At 42.6% G+C, this 22,097-nt stretch carries 11 protein-coding genes; 7 read left to right on the top strand and 4 right to left on the bottom strand.

The features are described from left to right. Positions 1-127: 127 nt before the first annotated feature. Entirely contained in the window at positions 128-2,539 is a 2,412-nt protein-coding gene (locus tag G458_RS0101055) for an ABC transporter permease (RefSeq protein ID WP_026950254.1), read from the bottom strand. 385 nt (positions 2,540-2,924) lie between these two features. On the opposite strand from G458_RS0101055, the gene G458_RS0101065 reads away from it, so the two are divergent. Next, positions 2,925-3,728 (top strand): DUF481 domain-containing protein, encoded by an 804-nt coding sequence (locus tag G458_RS0101065; protein WP_026950255.1) that lies wholly within the window; start codon positions 2,925-2,927, stop codon positions 3,726-3,728. 46 nt (positions 3,729-3,774) lie between these two features. Here G458_RS0101065 and G458_RS0101070 read toward each other — a convergent pair whose 3' ends face one another. Then, complete coding sequence (locus G458_RS0101070; RefSeq protein ID WP_026950256.1) at positions 3,775-6,219, bottom strand: ABC transporter permease; 2,445 nt, start codon at positions 6,217-6,219, stop codon at positions 3,775-3,777. A gap of 22 nt (positions 6,220-6,241) precedes the next feature. Further along, positions 6,242-7,186, bottom strand: coding sequence for a DUF4097 family beta strand repeat-containing protein (locus G458_RS0101075; RefSeq protein WP_026950257.1), 945 nt, complete (start codon positions 7,184-7,186; stop codon positions 6,242-6,244). Positions 7,187-7,522: 336 nt separating this feature from the next. Here G458_RS0101075 and G458_RS0101080 point away from each other — a divergent pair, with 336 nt between their 5' ends. The 6 genes from G458_RS0101080 to G458_RS0101115 all read left to right on the top strand — a co-directional run bounded on the left by G458_RS0101080 (position 7,523) and on the right by G458_RS0101115 (position 19,238). Then, on the top strand, positions 7,523-9,403 hold the full coding sequence (locus G458_RS0101080; RefSeq protein WP_084438796.1) for a 7TM diverse intracellular signaling domain-containing protein: 1,881 nt from the start codon (positions 7,523-7,525) through the stop codon (positions 9,401-9,403). Positions 9,404-9,707: 304 nt separating this feature from the next. Next, positions 9,708-12,803, top strand: a complete 3,096-nt coding sequence (locus G458_RS0101090) for a SusC/RagA family TonB-linked outer membrane protein (protein ID WP_245579210.1) — start codon at positions 9,708-9,710, stop codon at positions 12,801-12,803. A gap of 21 nt (positions 12,804-12,824) precedes the next feature. Next, positions 12,825-14,357, top strand: a complete 1,533-nt coding sequence (locus G458_RS0101095) for a RagB/SusD family nutrient uptake outer membrane protein (protein WP_026950260.1) — start codon at positions 12,825-12,827, stop codon at positions 14,355-14,357. A 113-nt stretch (positions 14,358-14,470) separates the two neighbouring features. Then, a complete protein-coding gene (locus tag G458_RS0101105; protein ID WP_026950261.1) occupies positions 14,471-15,565 on the top strand; it encodes a LamG-like jellyroll fold domain-containing protein in 1,095 nt (364 codons plus the stop codon). Between the two features lie 85 nt (positions 15,566-15,650). Further along, entirely contained in the window at positions 15,651-17,606 is a 1,956-nt protein-coding gene (locus G458_RS0101110; RefSeq protein ID WP_026950262.1) for a glucoamylase family protein, read from the top strand. Between the two features lie 42 nt (positions 17,607-17,648). Further along, a complete protein-coding gene (locus G458_RS0101115) occupies positions 17,649-19,238 on the top strand; it encodes a glucoamylase family protein (protein ID WP_026950263.1) in 1,590 nt (529 codons plus the stop codon). Between the two features lie 164 nt (positions 19,239-19,402). On the opposite strand, the gene G458_RS0101120 is transcribed toward G458_RS0101115, so the two are convergent. Then, on the bottom strand, positions 19,403-21,856 hold the full coding sequence (locus G458_RS0101120) for an ABC transporter permease (protein ID WP_026950264.1): 2,454 nt from the start codon (positions 21,854-21,856) through the stop codon (positions 19,403-19,405). Between the last annotated feature and the right edge of the window lie 241 nt (positions 21,857-22,097).

Below are 22,097 nucleotides of genomic sequence, written 5' to 3' on the forward strand. Positions count from 1 at the left end.
GACAATTAAACCAAACCAAGAATCATGGAGCGGATAACCTGCGGGCTGGCATTCTTGGTTTGAGAATACTTTTAGCGATTATCCCTTTCTGGATAAATTCTCTTCAAAAAAGAAGGTGGCATTAATCTTACTCATCTTTGAGCACCTTGGAGGGGTTGGTTTGGACGGCGATATAAGAATGAAGCCCTACAATCATCAGGCAAAGAACCATAACCCCTAAACCTGCTGCTCCATACAATCCAAAGGGCATATCTATTCGGTAGGTAAAATCATTTAACCAATCCTTAAGAAAATAATAGGCCGGGAAAACTGCGATAGCAAAGGAGATGACAATAAGTATCACATAGTCTCTCGAGATAAGTCCTAAAATCTGCCCCATTGTGGCGCCAAGCACCTTTCTAATACTAATCTCTTTAGTTCTCTGGGCAATAGTAAAGGATGAAAGTCCAAATAAGCCCATGGCGGAAATCAAAATTGCCAGAATACTTGCCCCACTTAAAACATTTTTGATACGGGTATCCTCCTCATAGAATCTATTGATCTCCTCATCAAGGAAGCTGAATTCAGCATTTTCATGAGGATAGACTTGTTTATAAATAGCTTCCAATTCCGATTTTGCCTCGGACAGGTTTCTTCCTGCCTGTAGCTTCACACTAATCGTCTGAAAAAACTTTGGATTATAAGTGATAATAAGCGGCTTAATTTCTTCTCTCAATGACCTAGAATGAAAATTCCCCACTACTCCAACGATCTTTTTTTCCTCTCTTCCAAATCTGACTGTTCGATTGATAGCCTCTTCTGGGATAGGCACCCCCATCTCCTTTAGGTAATTTTCATTGATCAGGATTTCATCCATTTTATTTGATCCCGGCTTCCCTGCAAGTAATGGTATACCATTTACTCCTATGAAAGCCGAGTCCACATTCATTACTTGTTGGTAAATTTCCTTCTCGGTGGTATCTACAGCCACTCTTGAATCGGAAGTCCATAGACTGGTAGAAGAAACCAAGCTTCCGCTTAAACTTGTACCAAGGACGTTTGATTGCTGATTGATTAACTCCTGGAGGCGAAGCATTTTATCCGGGTCTGACATAAATGGCAGAGATGAATAAAGTACCTCCTCTTTCTCAAATCCCAAAGGTTGGCTAGTCACATACTTGATTTGAGCCTGAAGGACCAAAACCAAAATGATGAAAGCAATGGACGAGGAAAACTGAAGCACCGTAAGGTTTTTACGAAGAAATACCCCTATTGAGAATTTACCAGTTTTAGTTTTTTCTCCTTTTAGTGCCCGCGCTGGCTGATAACCTGATAAAATCAGGGCTGGATAAATCCCAGAAATCAAGGTTAGAACCAAAGGAAACAGTAGGTAAAAGCCAAAATTCACTTTAGTAAAATACTCTAATTCAAATCCTTTAGGTAAATAGGTGCCGAAAATATTGATCAGCAAACCAGTCAATCCCAATCCAACCAACATGGAAAAACCTACCAAAAGGTACGTCTCGGTTAAGAATTGGAAAATCAGCTGGCCTTTCCTTCCACCCAAAGTTTTTCGGATTCCTACTTCTTTGCCCCTGCTCATGGCATGGGCGGTTTCTAAATTGATAAAATTCAAAGTAGCCAAGGCTAGAATGATCAAGCCGATATAAATCATCCCATATAAGAAAACTTTGGACACAGAAGTCATGTCATAGTTTTCTCCAAAATGGATGTCTCTAAGTGGTTCGGCCGTGAAACTGGTCGTCGCATCTTCATCTTTATCGTAGTGCTTTTCTGCAACTTTCGCCAAAGCAACCTCTAGACTCTCCTCCATCTCTGGCTTTATTGTTTTGACAAAAAGCTGGGAACTTGAATTCACATTTCCCCAGCTGTGTAAGCCAAACCATTCCTTTTCCTCCTCGGATTGGATGGTGCTGTAAGAGATAAACTCATTAAAAATAAAGTCGGTGTTTTCAGTAAAATTGGCTACTACACCAGTGATTTTTGCCAAGATGGTGTCTGACTCTATAAAAGCCATTTCTTTCCCCAAAACGTCAATAGGCTCAAAATCGGGAAAGTATTTTTTTAAGCTAGTCTCCGAAATCACAACCGAGTTTGGCTCCAAAAGGGCAGTTGAGGAATTGCCAGCTAACCATTCCCTAGGAAAAATCTGAAAAAAGCCTTGATCTGCATAAGTGACTGTATTTTCTCTTCCGAAGGATCGATTGGATTCAGGGTCGGCAATCAAAGTTTGATACCCTGTGTAAAGACGACCTTTGTCTTGAATCCCCGGCACCTCAAGGTCAATGACTTCACCCAATGGCCCGGGGGTTCCGAGACTTGGAAATGCTCTTCCTCCACCCCAATCGGTCAGCGTGTTGATTCTATAAATCTGATCCGAATCTGGATGAAAAGTATCAAAACTATAGGCATGCCTGACCACATTAAAAATCAAAAAGCAGATGGAAATCCCCAAAGAAAGTCCTAGTACATGAATCCCGGTCCGGACTTTATTGCGAAGAATATTCCTCCAGGCGATTTTTAGGTAGTTTTTAAGCATGGTCTTTAAGTTTTGGCTTTTAGACTTTAGTTACCAATCTCAGGGATGAATCTCCAAAATAGAGTATTCACTCAAGAGTCCGGATATTTTTTGTCAGTTGAAATCCAAATTGATACCAGTTTCAACCTTCTCTCAGAGGCTCAAATCCAACTTTTGATTCCATAGCCCACAAAAAGCACGGACATTTTTGTTCGATGACGGGCATTTTCCCTTACACCTTTTTGAAAAACATATTACCCAAAAGCCTATAAAACAGCGGGGACAATCGCTCAGAAAAAATTTCCTACGGATTGCAACCCAATTGTATGACAAATCCCAAACATTAGTTAATGTTAAGAGCTATTCGACAAAGAATTTAAGCAAAGAAGACTCTTATTCCCATCTCATGAAATCACCCCTACGCTGCATCTTAATACTCGGACTGGCTCTATTTGGCCAAAATGTACAAGCTCAGATTCTCCACACCGAGAACTTCACTGTAATTCTGGATACCACCAAAACAGTACAGGGAAGCATCGTCCCGGACATGAAGTTTAAAAACCTGAAAGAGGACCTTTTTGAGTTTGAAAATACCGCGGACTTATCAGTACGATTTAAAAAAAGTGCACTCACTTTTGCCAATAAAATAGAGCTCTCCAAATTCGGAAAAGAGACTCTCCTCAGCGGTGGGTATGTCTATGCGGAATATCGGAAAATCACAGATTCAAAACTGGTCGTAGAACTTTACAATCAGATTCACTGGAAAGAGGCCAGAGGGATGGAATGGAAATACGCAGGCGGAGTGAATATGAGATTCAGAATGGCGGTGAAAGAAAACTTCGGGCTGTATCTCGGTGTCGGCCCTTTCTTTGAAAATGAAAAATGGAATTACGGAGGCGTTCCGGAGGGAAGAGAAATACCGGATGTGCTAGCCACAGTGCAAAATCAAAACGTAAAGTTGGGTTCCTATGCCAGCCTAAAGTACGCTCCATTTGAAAAAATATTTTTGGATTTCAGCCTGTACCATCAGGCTCGATTTGACGAACTTTTTTCTGCTCCTCGCTTGGCTAGCAGTTCCCGCATTACCTACAAATTCACGAGAGTTTTGGGGCTTTCTTTCTTGTATCAAAACATCTATGATCCCAATCCGGTAGTGCCTATCGACAAACTATTCAACAGCTTCTCCTTAAATCTGACCATTTCATTTTAAAGCTATATTCCCCGATCCTTCTTTGACCAAAAGGGTCGGGGATATTTTATTCATCTTTCAGGGTTTTTACTGGGTTGACTTGGGTAGCCCGGTAGGATTGTGCATAGACGATCATCAGGGTAAAACCAATCCCACTAACTCCCAGCAAAGCGAAACTTATCCAAGACGGCCAGCCTTTTACTGCAAATTGGTCCAACCAGCCTTGCATGAGGTAAATACTGAGCGGTAAAGCAATGGCCACTCCGATCAAGGTCGTGATAATGAATTCTTTTCCAAAAAGCCAAGAAATACTCCAACTGGAAGCTCCCAATACTTTCCGGATACCGATTTCTTTGGTCCTTCCGGAAATAGAAAGAGCCACCATCGCAAATAGACCCATAGTCGCAATCAAAATGGCTATTGAGGCTGCTATGAAAACCATTTTACCCAATCTCTCCTCTGCCTGGTATTGCTCCTCCACCGTTTCGTCAAGGAAAGAAATCTTCAAAGGCATCCCGGCAAACATTTTATTCCACTCCGTTTCAATCACTCCTCTGAGCTGCTGGATATCACCGACTGAGGATCTTATCAAAAGCTTGGGATTGGTACTAGAGTTAATCATCAAATTGGTAATGCCACTGAAAACCGCCATGGGAGACTTGGCAATCATCACCGGCTCAATGGGCTGATACAAGGAGGCATGGTGAAAATCTTTAACTACTCCGACTATCTGATGAGGCTCAAAATCAGTTCTGGGGAGCAGCTCTCCAGTCGGGTCTTCCCAGTTGAAAGCTTTTGCAAAAGCCTCATTGATCAATAAGGCACTGCTATCAGCCCCGACTAAAGGACTTAATTCCCTACCTTCCACAAGCTCCATCCCCAGAGTTTTCATATAATCCCCGGAGACGAAATTCACTTTGAAGGAGAACATAGTCCCATCTTCGAGAGGAAAAGCTACCTGCCAAAAAGCATCATCCCCATAGGTTGCCACAGTAAGTGCAGTTGAGGCTATTTCAGTCCGGGAGGAAAGGGTTTGCCGGAATGTCTCCGCCGTCCTGAAACTTTCCTTCAGGGAGGTCACAAAGCTTGTGGAAGGATAATCCGGCATATCCACAATGACCACTTGATCTTGAACAAAGCCCAAATCATAGTTCCGGATTTCGCTCATTTGATTAACCATGATCAGGGTGGAAGCGATCAGAAGAAAAGAGATAAAAAACTGGAAGGCAACCAGGCCTTTTCGAAGTCCTTGCTTTCCAAAATGAATAGAAAGATTCCCTTTCAGCACTTTGATGGGTCGCAAACCTGAAAGAAAAAATGCCGGATAAGCCCCAGCCATCGTCGAAATCAAAAGGATCAATCCTGTCAAAATCCCAAATTGAACAGGGCCATAAAGGATATCCAATTCTTTTTGAAATAGCTCATTAAAAGTGGGAAGGAGTAGTTCGGCTAAAATCAACCCTAAAATGGAAGCCATTAGCGTGGTCAAAAAGGCTTCCATCAAAAACTGATTGATCAACTGGCTAAAACTAGCTCCCATGGTTTTCCGAACTCCGACCTCCTTGGCCCTTGTGGTAGCCCTTCCGATGGCCATGGTGGTGAAATTGATACAGGCAATGAGCAAAACCAAAGAAGCAATCCCTGACAAAATCCACAAAAGTGATTTTTTGGTAGTTTCAATTCCTCCATTTCCTGCTCCTTCCGAAAAGTGAATCCCCTCAACCGGAGTCAGTCTAAAATACAGCCCACCTTCTTCATAATCCTCTCCCAAAGACTTTTTCATAAAAGCTTCCATGCTTTGATGGATAGATTCTACCTGTTCGGGAGAATAAAGCTTTACCAAGTTAAAACCCCAGACATTGTACCAGGAAGCCAAACTTTCCTTATCCGAAAAGAAATCCATGTTTTCAATAGGCATGAGAATCTCAAAAGGAATGGAATTGTTTGCGGGAAGATTTTTTAGCACTCCAGTCACCTGATAATCCATAAAGTCCTCCCCCATTTTGAGTTGGATGGATTGGCCAATCGGATTTTCGTCCCCAAAATAGCGAGCAGCTACATCCTCGGTAACTACGATACTAAACTTGTCCTGAAGCTGAGTAGAGATATCTCCTTTGACCAATGGAAAAGTCAGGATTTTCAAAAAATCAGGATTCACCAGTCGGATCCTTTGATTTTGGGTGCTTTCATCTGGCAAGATCGCCTGCACATCCGCACCAGTCACTCCGGAGATGGCTTCGATCTGAGGAAACTCTTCGCGAAATGCAGCTTCTACTATCACTGGTGAAGAATACGTTTCCCGAATTACTCCATCAATCCGTTCGAAGGATTTGACTCTATAAATCCTATCCAAATCCTGATGGAATGAATCAAAACTCATTTCAAACTGAACGAAGAAAAAAATCAGAATACTCACTCCGAGACCTAAACTCAAGCCAATCAGATTGATGCCTGTATGAAGCTTGTGTTTGAAAAGATTACGAACGGCAATTTTGAAATAATTCTTAAGCATGATAAAAGGGTGTTTTTAGAAATTAATCTGCGTTTCCGATCCGAATAGATCCTCCGGAAGATTGCATCTGAATGGTGGGGCCTCCTCCGTTGACTTTGCCGGAAACCAGGTTTTTGGCTGTTGTACCCTGAAAATTACTGAGTTGCGAACTGATCCCCCCGCCCTTCAACTCTACATTGAATCGGGCATTGGAAGAAACGGATACCTGGATGCTTCCTCCGCTGGACTGGAAGTTCATCTCCCGATTGACCTGAGGCAAATTAGCTCGGATCGACCCTCCACTGGTATGCGCATCAATACTTCCAGAGACATCATTCAAAGTAATTCCTCCGCCGGATGACTTTGCAATCAGATTCCCTCTCAAATCTTCTACTTTGACAGATCCTCCGCTTGTCTGAACATGCGCATCTCCTTCAAACCCCATCAGGTTAAAACTCCCGCCTGAAGATTTGGAATTCAGATTTCCCCAGCTGTTTTTGACAGAAATTGAACCACCACTTGAGCCTATTTCATGTGTGCCCCGAACTTCCTGAAGATAAACTGATCCCCCACTGGTCCGAATATCAGTATTTAGATCCTTGGGGGCTATTACCTCAAAAGAAAGACTCGGGTTGCTTTTCCAATTCCATCCGCTGGAAGACTTTTGCTTGGCAAGGATCGAAACCGTGTTCCCGCTTTGAGAAACAGTGATTTCAATCTTTTCCAAAAACTCCTGAGCTTCTGAATCGGATTGACTCAGGTACTTTCCATCTTTTTTCAAAAAATACCGCACCTGTAGCTTGTTCCCAGCAGCACTTTGGACAGAAACAGAAGCACCATGAACCTCCACTTTTAAAGAGGGGGTGCCACTGAGATTAAAATCTTTGGATGCTATGGGCTTTTTGTCGGATTGGCTATAGGCCTCTGGTAGACCTAGGTATAAAAAGGCCACAAAAAACAGAAAAGCGAAAGTTGGATTGGTTTTCATGATGATTTTTTGACAGATATTCCCCAGAATGATGCCATCGCAAAAACCCCAAATTCAATCCATTTTGGACTGTTTTGGGGTTCTTTATTATAAATACTCGGACAACTTTGTTCGCATGCGGTCAATTCCCTGTTAGAATTATGATTAAGAAAAAGGTATGTAATGGATTTTGTTCCAAACAAGTTTTCATAGATTTTGAGGAAATAAAAAAACAAGAATAGGTGAAAAGGGGAAAACCATGACCTAATTATATATCTGTCTTTTTAATTTTTCGTTTATAAGTTTCTCATTCTTTGGTACCTTTGCTATCTGCTAAACCAACAAACCCAAGTAACAATGAGCTGGAAAATCTTTTCCAATGCATTTTTATTGTTTTTTTCAATTTCATCGCTTTCAATTGCACAGCGAATCTCGGGTTCCTCAACCTTTCAGATTTTAGACAATATTGAAGAAAGGATTTTTGCCATTGATCAGCTGGAGTTCTACGAGGACTCCAGTAACACCCTTGATTTTCAAGATATTATTCAAGCTGGATTTCAGGATAATTTTCGCATCAATCCAGATTTTGACAAAAGGCGCTTTGATATAAGTCATACTTATTGGGTCAAACTTTCCATAGAAAATGACCCCAATAGCACCAAAAAATGGTTGCTTGAATTTTACGATCAAAGTATTGATTCGCTCACGGCCTTTTTACCCACTCCACAGGGAAATTATCAACAAATAAACTTAGGAGATGCCCTTCCATTTGGCTCAAGGGAATTCATTCACAAAAATTTCGAGTTGGGAATTGCCAACGATAAAGTGGGCATTTCCAATTATTATTTCAAAATAAGGTCTTCTCAAAAAGCCGACATACGCATCGCAGTTCGGTCGGTGAATCGCTTCGTTCATTATGCTTTGAGTGAATATTTTGCCTATGGGATATTCTATGGCATGATTGTCATTATTGCTCTTTATAATCTGCTGATCTATTCAGCCATCCGAGAGATTAAGTATCTCTTTTATACTTTCTATCTTGTCAGTGTTGGGATTTATGCAATGTGCGTCGACGGTATTGCCTTTCAATACCTCTGGCCAAATCATCCGCAATTAAACCAGTTTGCCAATGGGATTTTCAGCTATTCCATCGTCTTATGGGCCATCCTTTTTTCTATCAAATTTCTTAATACCAAAAACCGGTCCTTCACCATTCATAGAATCTTGCAGATCATATTAGGGCTTAAAACAACCTTATTCCTTGGTGGCTTTTTGGTAGATCAAAAGCTTTTCGAAATTAGATTCTACGATGTAATCCCCTTCTTTTTCATTTTTGTAGCCAGTATTCATATTTGGACCAAGGGATACAAAGTGGCTAGATTCTTTGTGGTGGCCTATGGGGTACTTTTTATAGGGGTAGCCATTAAAGCCCTAGTCAATGCCGCAATCATCCCACATCAAACCCTTCTTTACTACAGTCTTCATATCGCTTTCCTTTTGGAAATTCTCCTGTTGACATTTGCTTTGGCAGACCGGGTAAAAATCCTCAAGGATAACCGTGATCGGGCTTTACGAAGAACTATCCGACAAATCGAAACTAATGCTGAGTTAAAAGACAAAGTCAATAAAGAGCTTGAACAAAAGGTAAAGGAAAGAACCAAAGAATTAGAACAAAAAAACCTCCTTTTGGAAGAGTATGCGCGACAAGTGAGCGAAAGAGACGAAGAAATCAAGCGAATAAACTCCTTGCTTGACAGAGACAATTACACACTAAAAAGCCGAATTCGAGAATCCTTTCAGGCTAGATTGAGCAACAAACTCTTGACTTTTGAGGAGTTTCAAAAAATTTTCCCGGATCAATCCGCATGTATGCGCTATTTAGAGGAAGCAAAATGGGGACGAGGTTTTGAATGCCGTCAATGTGGGAATACAAAATATTCAAAAGGCCCAAAGCTCTTCACTAAGAGATGCAGTCGCTGTGGCCACATTGACTCGGTGACTGCCGGGACTATATTTCACGGAGTTAAATTCCCTTTGGAAAAAGCCTTTTACATTGCCTACAATTCCATTTCCAAAAATGAAAAACTGACATTGGAGCAAATGGCAAGTTTGCTGGATTTGAGAAAAAATACCGTGTGGGCTTTCCGTAAAAAAGTAATTACCAGCCTAAAATATCAAGACCTATCCCAACCCAACTGGGACGATTTATTGGCTCTTCAAGAGTTTCCCTCCAATTAAAACCCTCAGCCAGAAAACAATTGAGACGGCTGTTTACACTATTTCTGGACCTTTAGAATTCCTATTAGTATCCAACAGGGACAAATTATCCTTAAAACCATTCTTGGTGGATAAATGCGGCCATTTTTTGAAAACAAATCGGGAAATTCTATATAAAAACAAGCTGTAAAGCTCTGTTTTTATCTCATAAAGGTCTTTGAAAAATCGTGCTTCTTTGTTCGCTTTTTTAGATTTCGAGCTTAGTTATCGGAAACGCCGAAAACTACAGAAAAACTATTTAGTCAAAACCCAAAACCCCTTTCTTATGAAGTTGCCTTTACGCTCGAGTATTAAGGCATGGAAGATAGAGATCAGTTCTCTGTCCCGCTTTTCCATGATGACGACACTGCTGTTTTTGGCCGTTTCATTTGCGGCTTTTGCCCAATCCGTTCAAGTCAGCGGAAAAATCCTTGATTCGACCGGCTTTGGTCTACCAGGAGTTACAGTCCTAGAAAAAGGTACCACCACTGGCACCGTCACCGATGTGAACGGTAACTACAACATCAATGTCAGTTCGTCAAGAGCTATTTTGGTTTACTCCTTTGTAGGGTATGAACTCCAGGAAGTCTTAGTCGGAAATCAAACCACCATTAACCTCACCTTAAAGGAATCCATTGGGGCCTTGGACGAAGTTTTGGTAATTGGTTATGGTACCCAAAAAGAAAAAGAACTGACTTCTGCCATTACCACGCTAAGGACAGAAGACATCATCAAAACCCCTGCTCCAAACGCCATGCAATCCCTTCAGGGTAGAGTAGCAGGTGTTCAGATCGTCAGCAATGGAGCCCCGGGAGCTTCTCCAACCGTTAGGGTTCGTGGGGTAGGATCTTTTGAAGGCAATGCCGCTCCTCTTTATGTGGTGGATGGAATGTTCTTCGACAACATTGATTTCTTAAACCCAAATGACATCGAAAACATCTCGGTTCTGAAGGATGCTTCTGCTGCTGCTATCTATGGTGTTCGTGCCTCTAATGGTGTCATTTTGGTCACCACCAAATCTGGAGGATTTGATCAGCGTCCGGAGGTTATTTACGATGGCTATTTTGGGATGCAAAACCCTCAAAATGTGCTGAAAATGGCAAACTCTCAGCAATTCTCCCAGTACATCCGTGAGACTGGTTCCGCTGCAGACATCGCTTTTTTGGAAAACTCCATCCAACGATATGGCAGAAGCCGAATTGACCCGAGCATCCCCAATGTCAACACAGACTGGTATGCGGAGATCATGAGCCCAGCTTCCATCCAGAACCACAACCTTTCCTTTAATGGTGGGTCTTCCAAAACCAGATATTCAATCGGCGGAAGCTACTTCTCTCAGGATGGTTTGCAGGATGAAATTAGAAACGAATACAAAAGAATGAACCTCCGCGCCAAATTGGACACAGAGGTAAAAGATTGGTTGACTGTTGGGGGTAATTTCAACTTCGCGGTAGCCCGTCAATATGTAGGTGAGGACGCAGCTTGGTTCAGAGCCTATTTTGCGGTTCCTATCATCCCCGTTTACGATGAGCTGAATACCCCAGCAAATCCTATAAAACTTTCCAATGCGCAGCAAGTTGGATACCGAGGAAGCCAAAACCCATTTTATCCCCTTCTCTATTCGGACAACCGAAATAATGTGGCCAAAGTGACCGGAAATATCTATGGTGACCTCAATATTATTCCGGACCGTTTGGACTTCCGGACTTCTTACAATTACAGCTTGGCCTTGGTCAATTCCCGAAATGTCAACTTTGCCTACAATGATGGGGTGACAGAATCCCAATCTTCTTTAAGAAGGCTGAATCAGGCCAGTTTCAACCAAATCGTCGATAACTATTTCACCTACAAAAACATCTGGGGAAATCACATGTTGACTGTGACGGCCGGACAATCCTTCCGAAGTGAATACTCAGAGGTTCTTTTTGCCCGTGGTATCGGATTGAGCCCAAATCCAACTTGGGATAACGAAGAGTTCTGGTACCTGTCCAATTCCCAAAATTTTGATCTAGACGGAATTGGTGATGCGAATGGAAATACCATCAATTCTCAGCTCAATTACCTCTCTTTCTTTGGAAGAGTGGCTTACAATTTTGACGAAAAATATCTCTTGTATGGCACTTACCGAAGAGATGGCAACAACAAGTTCCAGCAAAAATGGGGTGATTTCTTCACCATCGGTGCCGGTTGGGTTGTGACCGAGGAAGAGTTCTTCGGACTAGACGCAATCAACTTCTTAAAGCTGAGAGCTTCATGGGGTCAACTTGGAAATGACGGAATCCGTCCATCCATCGGTTCTCCTACTCTACAGGAAACCACCACCGCACTTGGAGACATCCGATTCATCGGCAGAAGACTTAACCCTACTTATGATTTGATCGACCGTTGGGAAACCACCGTGGAGAAAAACTTCGGGCTTAATTCTAAGCTTCTTGAAAACCGCCTTTCCATCGATGCAGATTATTTCATTCGTGACACCAAAAACTTGGCAGTAAGCATTATTCCTCCAGTTTTCCGGTCTACTGAAAGAAGAAGTGTCGGTGCGATCAGAAACCAAGGTTTTGAATTGAATCTTACGTGGTCAGACAAAATCGGAAACGACTTCTCTTACTTTATCGGAGGAAATTTTGCTACGCTAAAAAACACGGTCCAAAGCCTTGGAGGTCCTACAAGTCTGGATGCAGGTTCTGCTGAGTTTAGACAGAGATCCATCATCGGACAGCCTTATCAAGCATTTTTTGGGTATGAAACCTTGGGTGTTTTCCAGAACGAAGCCATGATTCAAAACAGTGGTTATACTCAAGAATTTATTGCGGAGAAAAATTTGGTACCTGGAGACTTAATCTTTAAAGACCAAAATGGAGACGGAGTCATCAACGACTTGGACAGAGTTGTTTTAGGTTCTTTCCTTCCTAAGTTGACTTATGGAGCAAACCTAGGATTCTCTTGGAGAGATTTGGAATTCTCCACCTTGATTCAGGGACAGAATGGCCATAAAATCCTCAATAGAAAGCGTGGAGAAATCATTTTCACCAATGACACCAATATAGACGCTGACTTGGCCACCAATCTTTGGAGAGGTGAAGGCACTTCCAACAAGTATCCTTCAGCCGTTGGTTTGAGAAAAGGTTGGAACCAAAGCTTTAGCGACTATTTCGTAGAAGATGGTTCCTATTTCCGGATCCAAAACGTGCAAGTTGCTTACACTTTCCGAAACATGTTTGATGGAAAAATGCCAGCTACTCGCCTGACTTTCACAGCAGAGCGACCTTTGACCATATTCAACTACAATGGTTTCAACCCTGAAGTTGCAAATGGAATTGACCGGCAGACTTATCCAATCCCGGCAGTTTACACCTTAGGCCTCAATGTCAAGTTTTAATCCCAAAACAACCGAGAACTCATGAAAATTTTCAATAAACTATCAATTCTGGCTTTGTCATCGGCATTTATCCTTCCGATGGCTTGTACCGGACTGTTGGATGACCCCTTGGAAAACGTCCAAAGAGTCGAAGAGACTGATTATACCAAGAGTGAAAACATGATGCTTCTGGTCTATGGAGCCTATGCACAGCTCAATGACCTGCAATGGGAGACCTTTCCTACCATTGCCTTGAGAGGAGATGATGTCAATCCTGCGGGCGATCAACAACCTTTGATCCAAACAGATTTGTTTAACTACGATCGAAATTTCTGGCTTTATAACTCTACCTGGCTAAATCTCTATTCTGATATTATCTATTGGCATGGAGCAATGGAGGAATTGAAGAAATACCAGGATGCCGGAGCAAGCGCAACCTTGACCAATCAATATATCGCGGAAATAAAAGTGATGCGGGCATTTGAACTTATTCAGCTTGCTAGACTTTGGAGTGATATACTGATTCCCACTTCTTCTCAACCTAGGGACTTGTACAATGTGGAACTCTCCAAATTTGAGGATGTGATGAAACACATTTCAGCACAAATGGATGAGGCAATTCCTAATCTTGCAACGGTACGACCAAATCAGAGAACGGATATACCTGGTGGAATTACCCGATACACTGCTTTAGCGGTGAAGGCAATGGCAAATCTTGAAATAAAAAATTATCAGGCTGTTGCTAATGCTACCGGAGAAATTATCTCAAATGGCAACTTCTCTCTTTTGGATGACTACTATCAATTGTTCAAAATTCCCGGAAAACTAAGCAGCGAAAGTTTGATGGAATTGCAGTATTCAGACTATGGTACTGCCACAGGAACAGCCAACAGATACTTGTGGGATTTCTTTGGACCTGCCAGCTGGACTCCTGCAGTATCGGGTGCTGGGGGAGGTTGGGGCTTCTGGGAGCCTTCCGCCACTTACGTGAAATTCATGTTGAAGCGAGGTGAGCGTGAAAGATTGGAGGCAACCGTCCTATTTACTCCAGATGGTATTGCACAGATCAAATCTGACCCTGAGTTTTCGACTCTTCCGAGCTGGGTGACAAATGTTTCCAAAGACGGTGACATTTTCAACAACCACCCGAGATACAAATTCCTTAGCGGTAAATTCTACCTTCCTTCCAAGCAACTGACTCCAGGAAGATTCACTTATGGAGAAAATAAAAACTTCTCTGTAATCCGATACTCTGAGGTTCTTTTGATGCACGCAGAGGCATTGACGAGCGGAGCAACCAGCAACGTGATGAGTGCCACCGAAGCGGTGAATACCGTAAGAAACCGAGTAGGAATGGCACCACTTTCAACCGTAACATTGGATACTGTTTTGGATGAAAAGTTTGCTGAATTTGCTACTGAGTGGGGAATTCGATTCTTTGACTTGGTACGCCATGGAAAAACAGCTCCGCTAAGCTACGAGGGCCGTACTTACACAGATTCAGACCGGTTCTTGCCATATCCATTGGAGCAGCAAGATATTCTCCCACAATTGAAGGCTGCTTCAAGACCTTAATCCTTATTCATTCAAGCCCAAAAGCCATGAAATCTCGCCATAGAAAGGACCTTTCTCCAAGCCTTGAGAATCCCCCAAGCGAGATTTCATCTGACCTCTAAAATTTTAAAAAGATGAAATACAACTCATATTTTCTTCTTGCATGTTTAGCCATGCTAAACTTTGCTTGTAAGGACGGTTATATCGACGAGATTAGCCCGGTAGCTCCCGGAGCAGACGTCAATGCCCCGGAAGTCAACGTAATTTTCCCTGCGGAAGGCACCAAAATCAGAGTCACAGAAAATATAACCTCCATCAATATCCGGTTTGAGGTAAAAGACGACATTGAAATCGGTAACATTAAGGTATTGTTGGACGGAAAAGAAATCGGATCCTATTCTGAATTTAAAGATTATCGACGTGCATTGGTTACCCATCCTTATTCCCAATTGGGCAATGGAACTCACGTGCTAAATGTGACGGCAACAGATCTTTCCGGTAAAACCACTGAGCAAACAATCAATTTTGAAAAGTCTGCGCCATATCAGCCAAAATATGATGGAGAAGTCTTCTATGCCCCTTTTGACGGAGAAAACCTTGAACTCATCACCTTGAAAGAAGCTACTTTAGTGGGATCCCCTGGATTCACCCTAAGCAGGATAGCTGGCACTAATGCTTATGCCGGCGCGACAGGAGCCTATCTTACTTTCCCTACGGCAGGTTTGCTTCATAAGGAATTCAGTGCAGCCTTTTGGTATAAAATTAATCCTTCCCCAGACCGTGCTGGTATATTGGTAATCGGTCCTCCGGATACAGCCAATCCGAATTCCCAAAACAACCGAACTTCTGGATTCAGGTTGTTTAGAGAAGGCTCCGCCACTAGACAAACTTTCAAACTCAATGTTGGTAATGGTGCAGCCGATTCTTGGTTTGACGGCGGAAATGCCGCTTCCATAAACCCTACTACCAATACTGATTGGATTCATATTGCTTTCACCATATCGGACAAAGAAGCTGCTGTCTATATCGATGGTCAATTAGTATCGAAAGGATCATTTTTAGGAGTAGATTGGAAGGATTGCGACATTCTTTCCATAATGTCTGGCGCGCCAAGATTTGCAGGTTGGAACCACCTTTCCGATCGAAGTTTTATGGATGAGTTGAGAATTTTCAACAAAGCTTTGACTCAGGAACAGATCCAAAATATCATTGCTGACGAAAAACCATAATTATCAATTCAGCCGGAGTTGTCTATTTTGATACCTTTTCAGGGGAATTCAAAGCTGACAATTTCGGCTTTTGACTATTTATATAATGAAGTCAACACTATTTTTCTTGGGGATTCTTCTCTTCCTGACTGCCTGTGAGGAAGAGGAAAAACCTGCCTTTTTGCTATTGGAAGCAACGATAGGAAGTCTGGAAGTTCCCCTGGATGGAACCAACCTTGACCAAGTACCTCTTGACAGAATTATCAGCCTTCGATTTTCAGAAAACATCGATCCTGCAAGTCTCTCAAACTCCATAAAACTTACCGCAGGAGGCAATACTCTTCCAATTAATCTCAATTTGGCCTCTGCACAGACTATCGCAGTTCAGGCCATTGGTGGACTCCAAAGTGGGCAAACCCATCAATTGGAAATTCTAAACTCTTTGAAATCCGCTAATAAAACTAGTTTCTTGGGTAAGACTCTTTCTTTTTCCACCCAAAAAGGAGCCCTTTCCGTTGAATCAGTGACTTTTTCGGGAGGAGAAACCCTTCCCAATGGAAGAATACAAAACGTCAATTTGAATTTTGAAGCACAATTTCGATTCAATTTTCCCTTAAACCCCAACAACATTCAATCTTCAATTCAGCTCACAGGAGCAGAAACATCAGCATTGACTTTTGAGCTTGGAGAAGATCCTAGAACACTAAAAATCCGCTCATCTTCTCCGCTTAAGGATCTTTCCAAATATCGAATTACTTTGACTCAAGCCTTGACTGGAGCCAATGGGGAAACTTTTTCAGACTGGAATCGGGAATTTTATACCTCGGCTGCCCCAAACCCTAAATTCCCACTCATTTCAGAAGAAGCCCTTTTGACAAAAGTCCAAGAGCATACCTTCCGCTATTTTTGGGACTTTGGCCATCCGATTAGTGGCATGGCTAGAGAGCGGAACACCTCTTTAAACACCGTCACCACCGGCGGCAGTGGATTTGGCTTGATGGCCATGATTGTCGGGGTGGAGAGGGGATTCATCTCCCGTGCGCAAGCGTTAGAGCGATGGTCTAAAATTATTTCTTTCTTGAAGAATGCAGATCGATTCCACGGCGTTTGGCCGCATTGGCTTAATGGAGAAACTGGGAAAACCATTCCCTTCAGCGCCAAAGACAATGGAGGAGATTTGGTAGAAACAGCCTTTTTGATTCAAGGACTTTTAACAGTTCAGGCCTATTTGGATCCTCAAGTTCCTACTGAAAAAAGCCTAATTGATCAAATAACCATCCTTTGGGAAGAAGTAGAATGGGACTGGTACACCAAAAACAACAGTGGAGTTCTTTATTGGCATTGGTCTCCTAACTTTGGTTGGGAGATGAATTTGCCTATTCGCGGATACAATGAATCCCTGATTGTGTATGTACTGGCTACCAGCTCCCCCACCCATCAGACCTCGAAATCCACCTATGAACAAGGTTGGGCAATAAATGGAGCCATCAAAAACGGAAAAAGCTTTTACGGAAAAACACTTCCTCTGGGAATAGATTTCGGAGGGCCTCTGTTTTTTTCCCACTATTCCTTTCTGGGGCTTGATCCCCGAAAGCTCCAAGACCAATACGCAAACTATTGGGAGCAAAACGTCAAACATTCTCAAATCAACCAAGCGCATGCGATTGCCAACCCCAAAAGCTTCGTGGGGTATTCAGCCGAAAATTGGGGGTTTACCGCCAGTGACAATCACATTGGCTACAACGCACACTCCCCCACGGATGATCTTGGTGTAATTACCCCAACAGCAGCACTTTCTTCCTTCCCTTATACTCCAGAGGAATCGATGAAGGCTCTCCAATTCTTCTATTATGCCTTAGGTGACCGAACTTGGGGAGAATACGGATTTTACGATGCTTTCAATATCACCGAAAGCTGGTATGCCAAGTCTTATCTTGCCATTGATCAAGGGCCTATCATTGTGATGTTAGAAAACCACCGTAGTGGTCTTCTTTGGAACCTATTTATGAAAAACCACACCATCCTGAATGGCCTGGAGAAACTAGGCTTTTCCTATAAATAGTATCAATCTTTAGTTAATACCCCACCTTAATCCCTTCCAATCATGAATGGAATTCGAAAAAATTTACTTTACCCTAGTTTTCTCTTGCTGCTCAGCATCTTATGGGCTTGCTCACCATCGGGCAACCAGGAATCAATCTCGATTCTGGCTTTTGGCTATGATAGACATGTAGAACTCCAATGGCCTAAGCTGGAGGGAGTTAATTCGTACGAAATCTGGGTCAACACTGGAAACAACAACTTCGCAAAAAGAGCCACTGTAACTGACACTGTCTACCTTGATTTTGTCAATGACCTAGGTAAAAACCTCACGCTGGAATATAAAGTAGTTGGAATTAATACAGAAGGAAGTACTGAAGAATTGGGAACTGTTCAGACTACGACTAGAGACTTCAGCGATGAAGAGCTTTTAGACATGGTTCAATTTTACACATTCCGGTACTTCTATCAGGGTTCCGAACCTAATTCGGGAATGGCACCGGAACGGATTCATATTGATGGAGATTATCCTCAAAATGATCAGCGGGTCGTAACCACTGGAGGCACAGGCTTTGGAATTTTTGGGCTATTGGCTGGAATAGAAAGAGGATGGATTACCCGCCAAGAAGGAGCAGACCACTTTGAAAAAATGGTCAATTTCCTAGAAAAAGCTGATAGATTCCATGGCGTATGGCCTCATTGGCTGGAAGGAGACACCGGAAAAGTAAAACCTTTCAGCCCTAACGACAATGGAGGGGACTTGGTAGAATCTGCCTTTTTGATGCAAGGTTTACTAGCTGTACGGGAATATTATAAAAATGGAAGTGAGCAAGAAAAAATGATCGCTACGAAAATCGATCAGCTTTGGAAAGAGATGGAATGGAATTGGTATACGCAAGGAAAAGACGCCCTCTACTGGCACTGGTCCCCGGACAAAGAATGGAAGATGAACTTTGCTTTGGAGGGATATAACGAGTGTTTGATTACATACATTTTGGCTGCGGCCTCTCCTACCCATACTATTTCTCCGGAGGCTTATCACAAAGGATGGGCAAGAAGTGGCGGAATCAATACCGATGTGGAAGCTTTTGGATATTCACTAAAGCTCAAGCACAATGGATCTGAAGCTATGGGCGGACCACTTTTCTGGGCCCATTATTCTTACTTAGGTCTAAATCCCAAAGGGCTAAAAGATCGCTATGCGGATTATTGGGAAGAAAACCGCAACCACACCCTAATTAATCGCGCTTGGTGCGTCGAAAACAAAGAAGGCCACAAAGGGTACGGAGAGGATCTTTGGGGTTTGACTGCTAGCTATTCTATTAATGGTTATTCAGCTCATCGACCGGGAGAGGATCTTGGAGTAATCTCCCCTACTGCAGCCTTATCTTCTATGCCTTATACTCCGGAAGAAAGCATGAAAGTGCTTAAAAACCTCTATTACAATTATGGAGAAAAGGTATTTGGTAGGTATGGTTTTTATGACGCCATGAGTCCAGAGGCAAATTATTACCCTAAAAGGTACTTGGCCATTGACCAAGGCCCGATCGTAGGCATGATGGAAAATCACCGAAGCGGAATGGGCTGGAACCTCTTCATGGGCGCTCCAGAAATCCAAGCTGGATTAGACAAGCTGGGATTTGATAGAAAATAAAAAATGCTAATCCTTCAATTTAAAGGCTGAACCTAATCTTTACCCCTCCATTCTAATTTCGGAGGATAGAGGGAAGGTTCAGCCTTCTTATTTTAGATCCCCTGCTAATCAAACACTCTTTTTTCAATCAAAAATCCTCAGAAATACATCTCCATAGAATGAACCTACTCGCTTTTCAACAGCTTGGTCGGATTGACCCAGGCAGCCTTGATCGTCTCCATACTCACAATGGCAATCGAAAAACAAAGCCCAAATCCCATGGCTAAAAGGAATATTCCAAGGCCAAGAGGAGTCTTGACTGCAAAATCCTGAAGCCAAAGGTTCATTAGATAATAGCTCACCGGAATGGAGGTTAATACTCCAATCAAAGTGATTTTGAGAAATTGCCTATTGAATTGAAGAGAGATTTCACCGGTAGTAGCCCCCATCACTCTTCGAATTCCTATTTCTTTCAGTCTGCTGGAAATTGCCAGAGAGGCCATGGCAAAAAGTCCCATCCCGGCTATAATAATAGCAACTATTGCTGCCAGGGTAACCAAGCTTCGGAGGCTATTAGCCTGGACATAGTCCCGGGCAATCTGATCTTCCACAAAGCTGTAATCGAAGGGATCGGAACCGTAAAGATTTTTCCAAACCCCTTTTATCTTCTCCAGAAAAGCCTGTTTATCGGCTGCCAGAACCTTGATATACACTTTAGTGATCATCTGTTCTTCCATCATCAAAGTCCCGAGACCAGGAAAAAAATGCTCCGGGTTCATCACCATCACCGCCGGCTCAATCGGTCTAAACAGACTTTCAAAATGAAAATCCTTTAGTACCCCGATAGATCTGTTTTCCCCAAATGGCCTGTCACTTTCCAGACTTTTTCCGAAAGCCTCCTCCCAGCCAAGATGGGCTTTCATTTTTTCATTCATTAAAAATGCATTGGTGGCATCCGAGGGATTTGCCGCGGAAAAATTCCTGCCTTCGACCAAGTTCAATTCGAAAAAATCCACAAAATCCTCATCCACGACATTCATCCTAAAGTTGACTCCTTCTTCTTCTCCGGGTGGGCGATAGCCCACTGAAAACCAAGTGCTATTACCATACATGGCCGTAGCCATGGTAACACCGTTTACCTCCGGGAGCTTTCTCAATTCATTTTTAAAGGCTTTTCCATAATCGAAACTCTTGGTAATCTGATCTTGCAATCCATTGGCAGCGGGAGGTGGCACCAACACTTGAATGATATCCTCTTTGGCAGCACCCAAATCATATTTCTCCACTGTTCTCATTTGTCTAACCATCACCAAGGTACAGGTGATCAAAAGCATGGATATAAAAAACTGTAAGGCCAACATGCTCATTCGAAGTCCTTGCTTCCCGAATTTCAAAGAAAGAGCTGATTTGAGAACTTGAGCTGGCTGAAAGGATGATAAAAACAAAGCCGGGTACGCACCTGCCAATCCGGCAATAAAAATTCCAAGCCCAAAGAATATTACAACTTGCTCTAAACTGAAACTAATGCTCAGATTAGTCTGCATTAGGGAATTGAACATGGGCAGAAGCAACTCAGCAAGGAGCAACCCAAGCCCAAGGGAACCTGCCGTCAAAATGATGGATTCGGCCATAAATTGACCAAACAACTGTCCAGCCCCTGCACCCATGGTTTTTCTCACTCCTACTTCCCTGGCTCGCCCAGCAGAAGTACCTATCGCCATCGTGGTAAAATTGATGCAGGCAATCAAGATGATCAGGAGGGCAATTCCAGCCAAAATCCACAGGATCTTGGGATTGACCACACTGGCAATCCCTGCTGGAATCTCAGTGTTAAGGTGAACATCCTCCAAAGGCTGAAGCGAAAACCCATAATTTTCGGCCTCTTGGGCATTTTGAAAATTCCTTCGGACATAATCTTTGGTTTCTTTTTCAAAATCCTCAAGCTTCATCTCACTTTTGAGCTTGGCATATCCATCTCCAAAGGACATATACCAATGGGTTCTCATCCGTTCCGGGAATAGGATTTCCAAATTCGCATCATGCATGAGGATTTCATAGCCCAGGCTGGAGTTTGCCGGAGGATTTTCAATAATACCAATGACCTCATAGCTCAATAGCTCATCTGTCAGTCGGATTTGAAGTTCCTGACCGATTGGATTTTCATCTCCAAAAAACTTGGAGGCAATAGCTTCAGAAAGGACAACTCCACCTTTTTGTTCAGCTGAAGCAGGGAAAACCCCACTGAGCATTTTAAATCCAAACATTTCAAAAAAATCAGAGCTCACCAAGGCGATTGGCTGATTAAATCCATCACTGCCTTCTCTTTTGACAAGGTAGTTATTGGTGACAAATGGGGTGTAATCTACCCGATCGGCCATATTTTGATCTATCACAGAGCTGAGAACCAAAGGCAAAGACGGGAATTTAAACTCCCCCTGATCTCCATTTTGAACCCTCAACACTCTGTAAAGTGACGCGGGTTCTTGATGAAAAGAGTCAAAACTGAGATGAAACTGCACATAAAAAAAGAGCAAAATTGTGACCGCCACTCCCACCGTCAAACCTATCAGGTTAATCAGGGTATAGGACTTATGCTTGAGCAAATTGCGAAAGCCGACTTTTAAATAGTTGATCCACATAAGGAAAATGAGAATTGGTTAAGGGAATTCTAGGAATCTACTTTCAAAATCACCCAGTATTGTGCCATGTCAAAAAGGCTTCAAATCGCTCAAAATCAGGGTTTGACTGACATATCAATATTAAATTCGCGAACAAATTTGTCCGCCCTCGGGCAAATCTTTCAAAATCAATTTTAACCTTCTCTTTAGAAAAAAGTATGAAGCAGTCATTTTCCACAAAATGCCTGGATTAGCCTTTAAA

Source organism: Algoriphagus mannitolivorans DSM 15301 (genome assembly GCF_000429425.1).
Lineage (GTDB): Bacteria > Bacteroidota > Bacteroidia > Cytophagales > Cyclobacteriaceae > Algoriphagus > Algoriphagus mannitolivorans.

Bases quoted from the DNA above. Each gene is read 5' to 3' on its own strand.
- G458_RS0101090 (WP_245579210.1), top strand. From the start codon at position 9,708: ATGAAGTTGCCTTTACGCTCGAGTATTAAGGCATGGAAGATAGAGATC.
- G458_RS0101105 (WP_026950261.1), top strand. From the start codon at position 14,471: ATGAAATACAACTCATATTTTCTTCTTGCATGTTTAGCCATGCTAAAC.
- G458_RS0101075 (WP_026950257.1), bottom strand. From the start codon at position 7,186: ATGAAAACCAATCCAACTTTCGCTTTTCTGTTTTTTGTGGCCTTTTTA.
- G458_RS0101110 (WP_026950262.1), top strand. From the start codon at position 15,651: ATGAAGTCAACACTATTTTTCTTGGGGATTCTTCTCTTCCTGACTGCC.
- G458_RS0101115 (WP_026950263.1), top strand. From the start codon at position 17,649: ATGAATGGAATTCGAAAAAATTTACTTTACCCTAGTTTTCTCTTGCTG.
- G458_RS0101120 (WP_026950264.1), bottom strand. From the start codon at position 21,856: ATGTGGATCAACTATTTAAAAGTCGGCTTTCGCAATTTGCTCAAGCAT.
- G458_RS0101065 (WP_026950255.1), top strand. From the start codon at position 2,925: ATGAAATCACCCCTACGCTGCATCTTAATACTCGGACTGGCTCTATTT.
- G458_RS0101095 (WP_026950260.1), top strand. From the start codon at position 12,825: ATGAAAATTTTCAATAAACTATCAATTCTGGCTTTGTCATCGGCATTT.
- G458_RS0101055 (WP_026950254.1), bottom strand. From the start codon at position 2,539: ATGCTTAAAAACTACCTAAAAATCGCCTGGAGGAATATTCTTCGCAAT.
- G458_RS0101070 (WP_026950256.1), bottom strand. From the start codon at position 6,219: ATGCTTAAGAATTATTTCAAAATTGCCGTTCGTAATCTTTTCAAACAC.
- G458_RS0101080 (WP_084438796.1), top strand. From the start codon at position 7,523: ATGAGCTGGAAAATCTTTTCCAATGCATTTTTATTGTTTTTTTCAATT.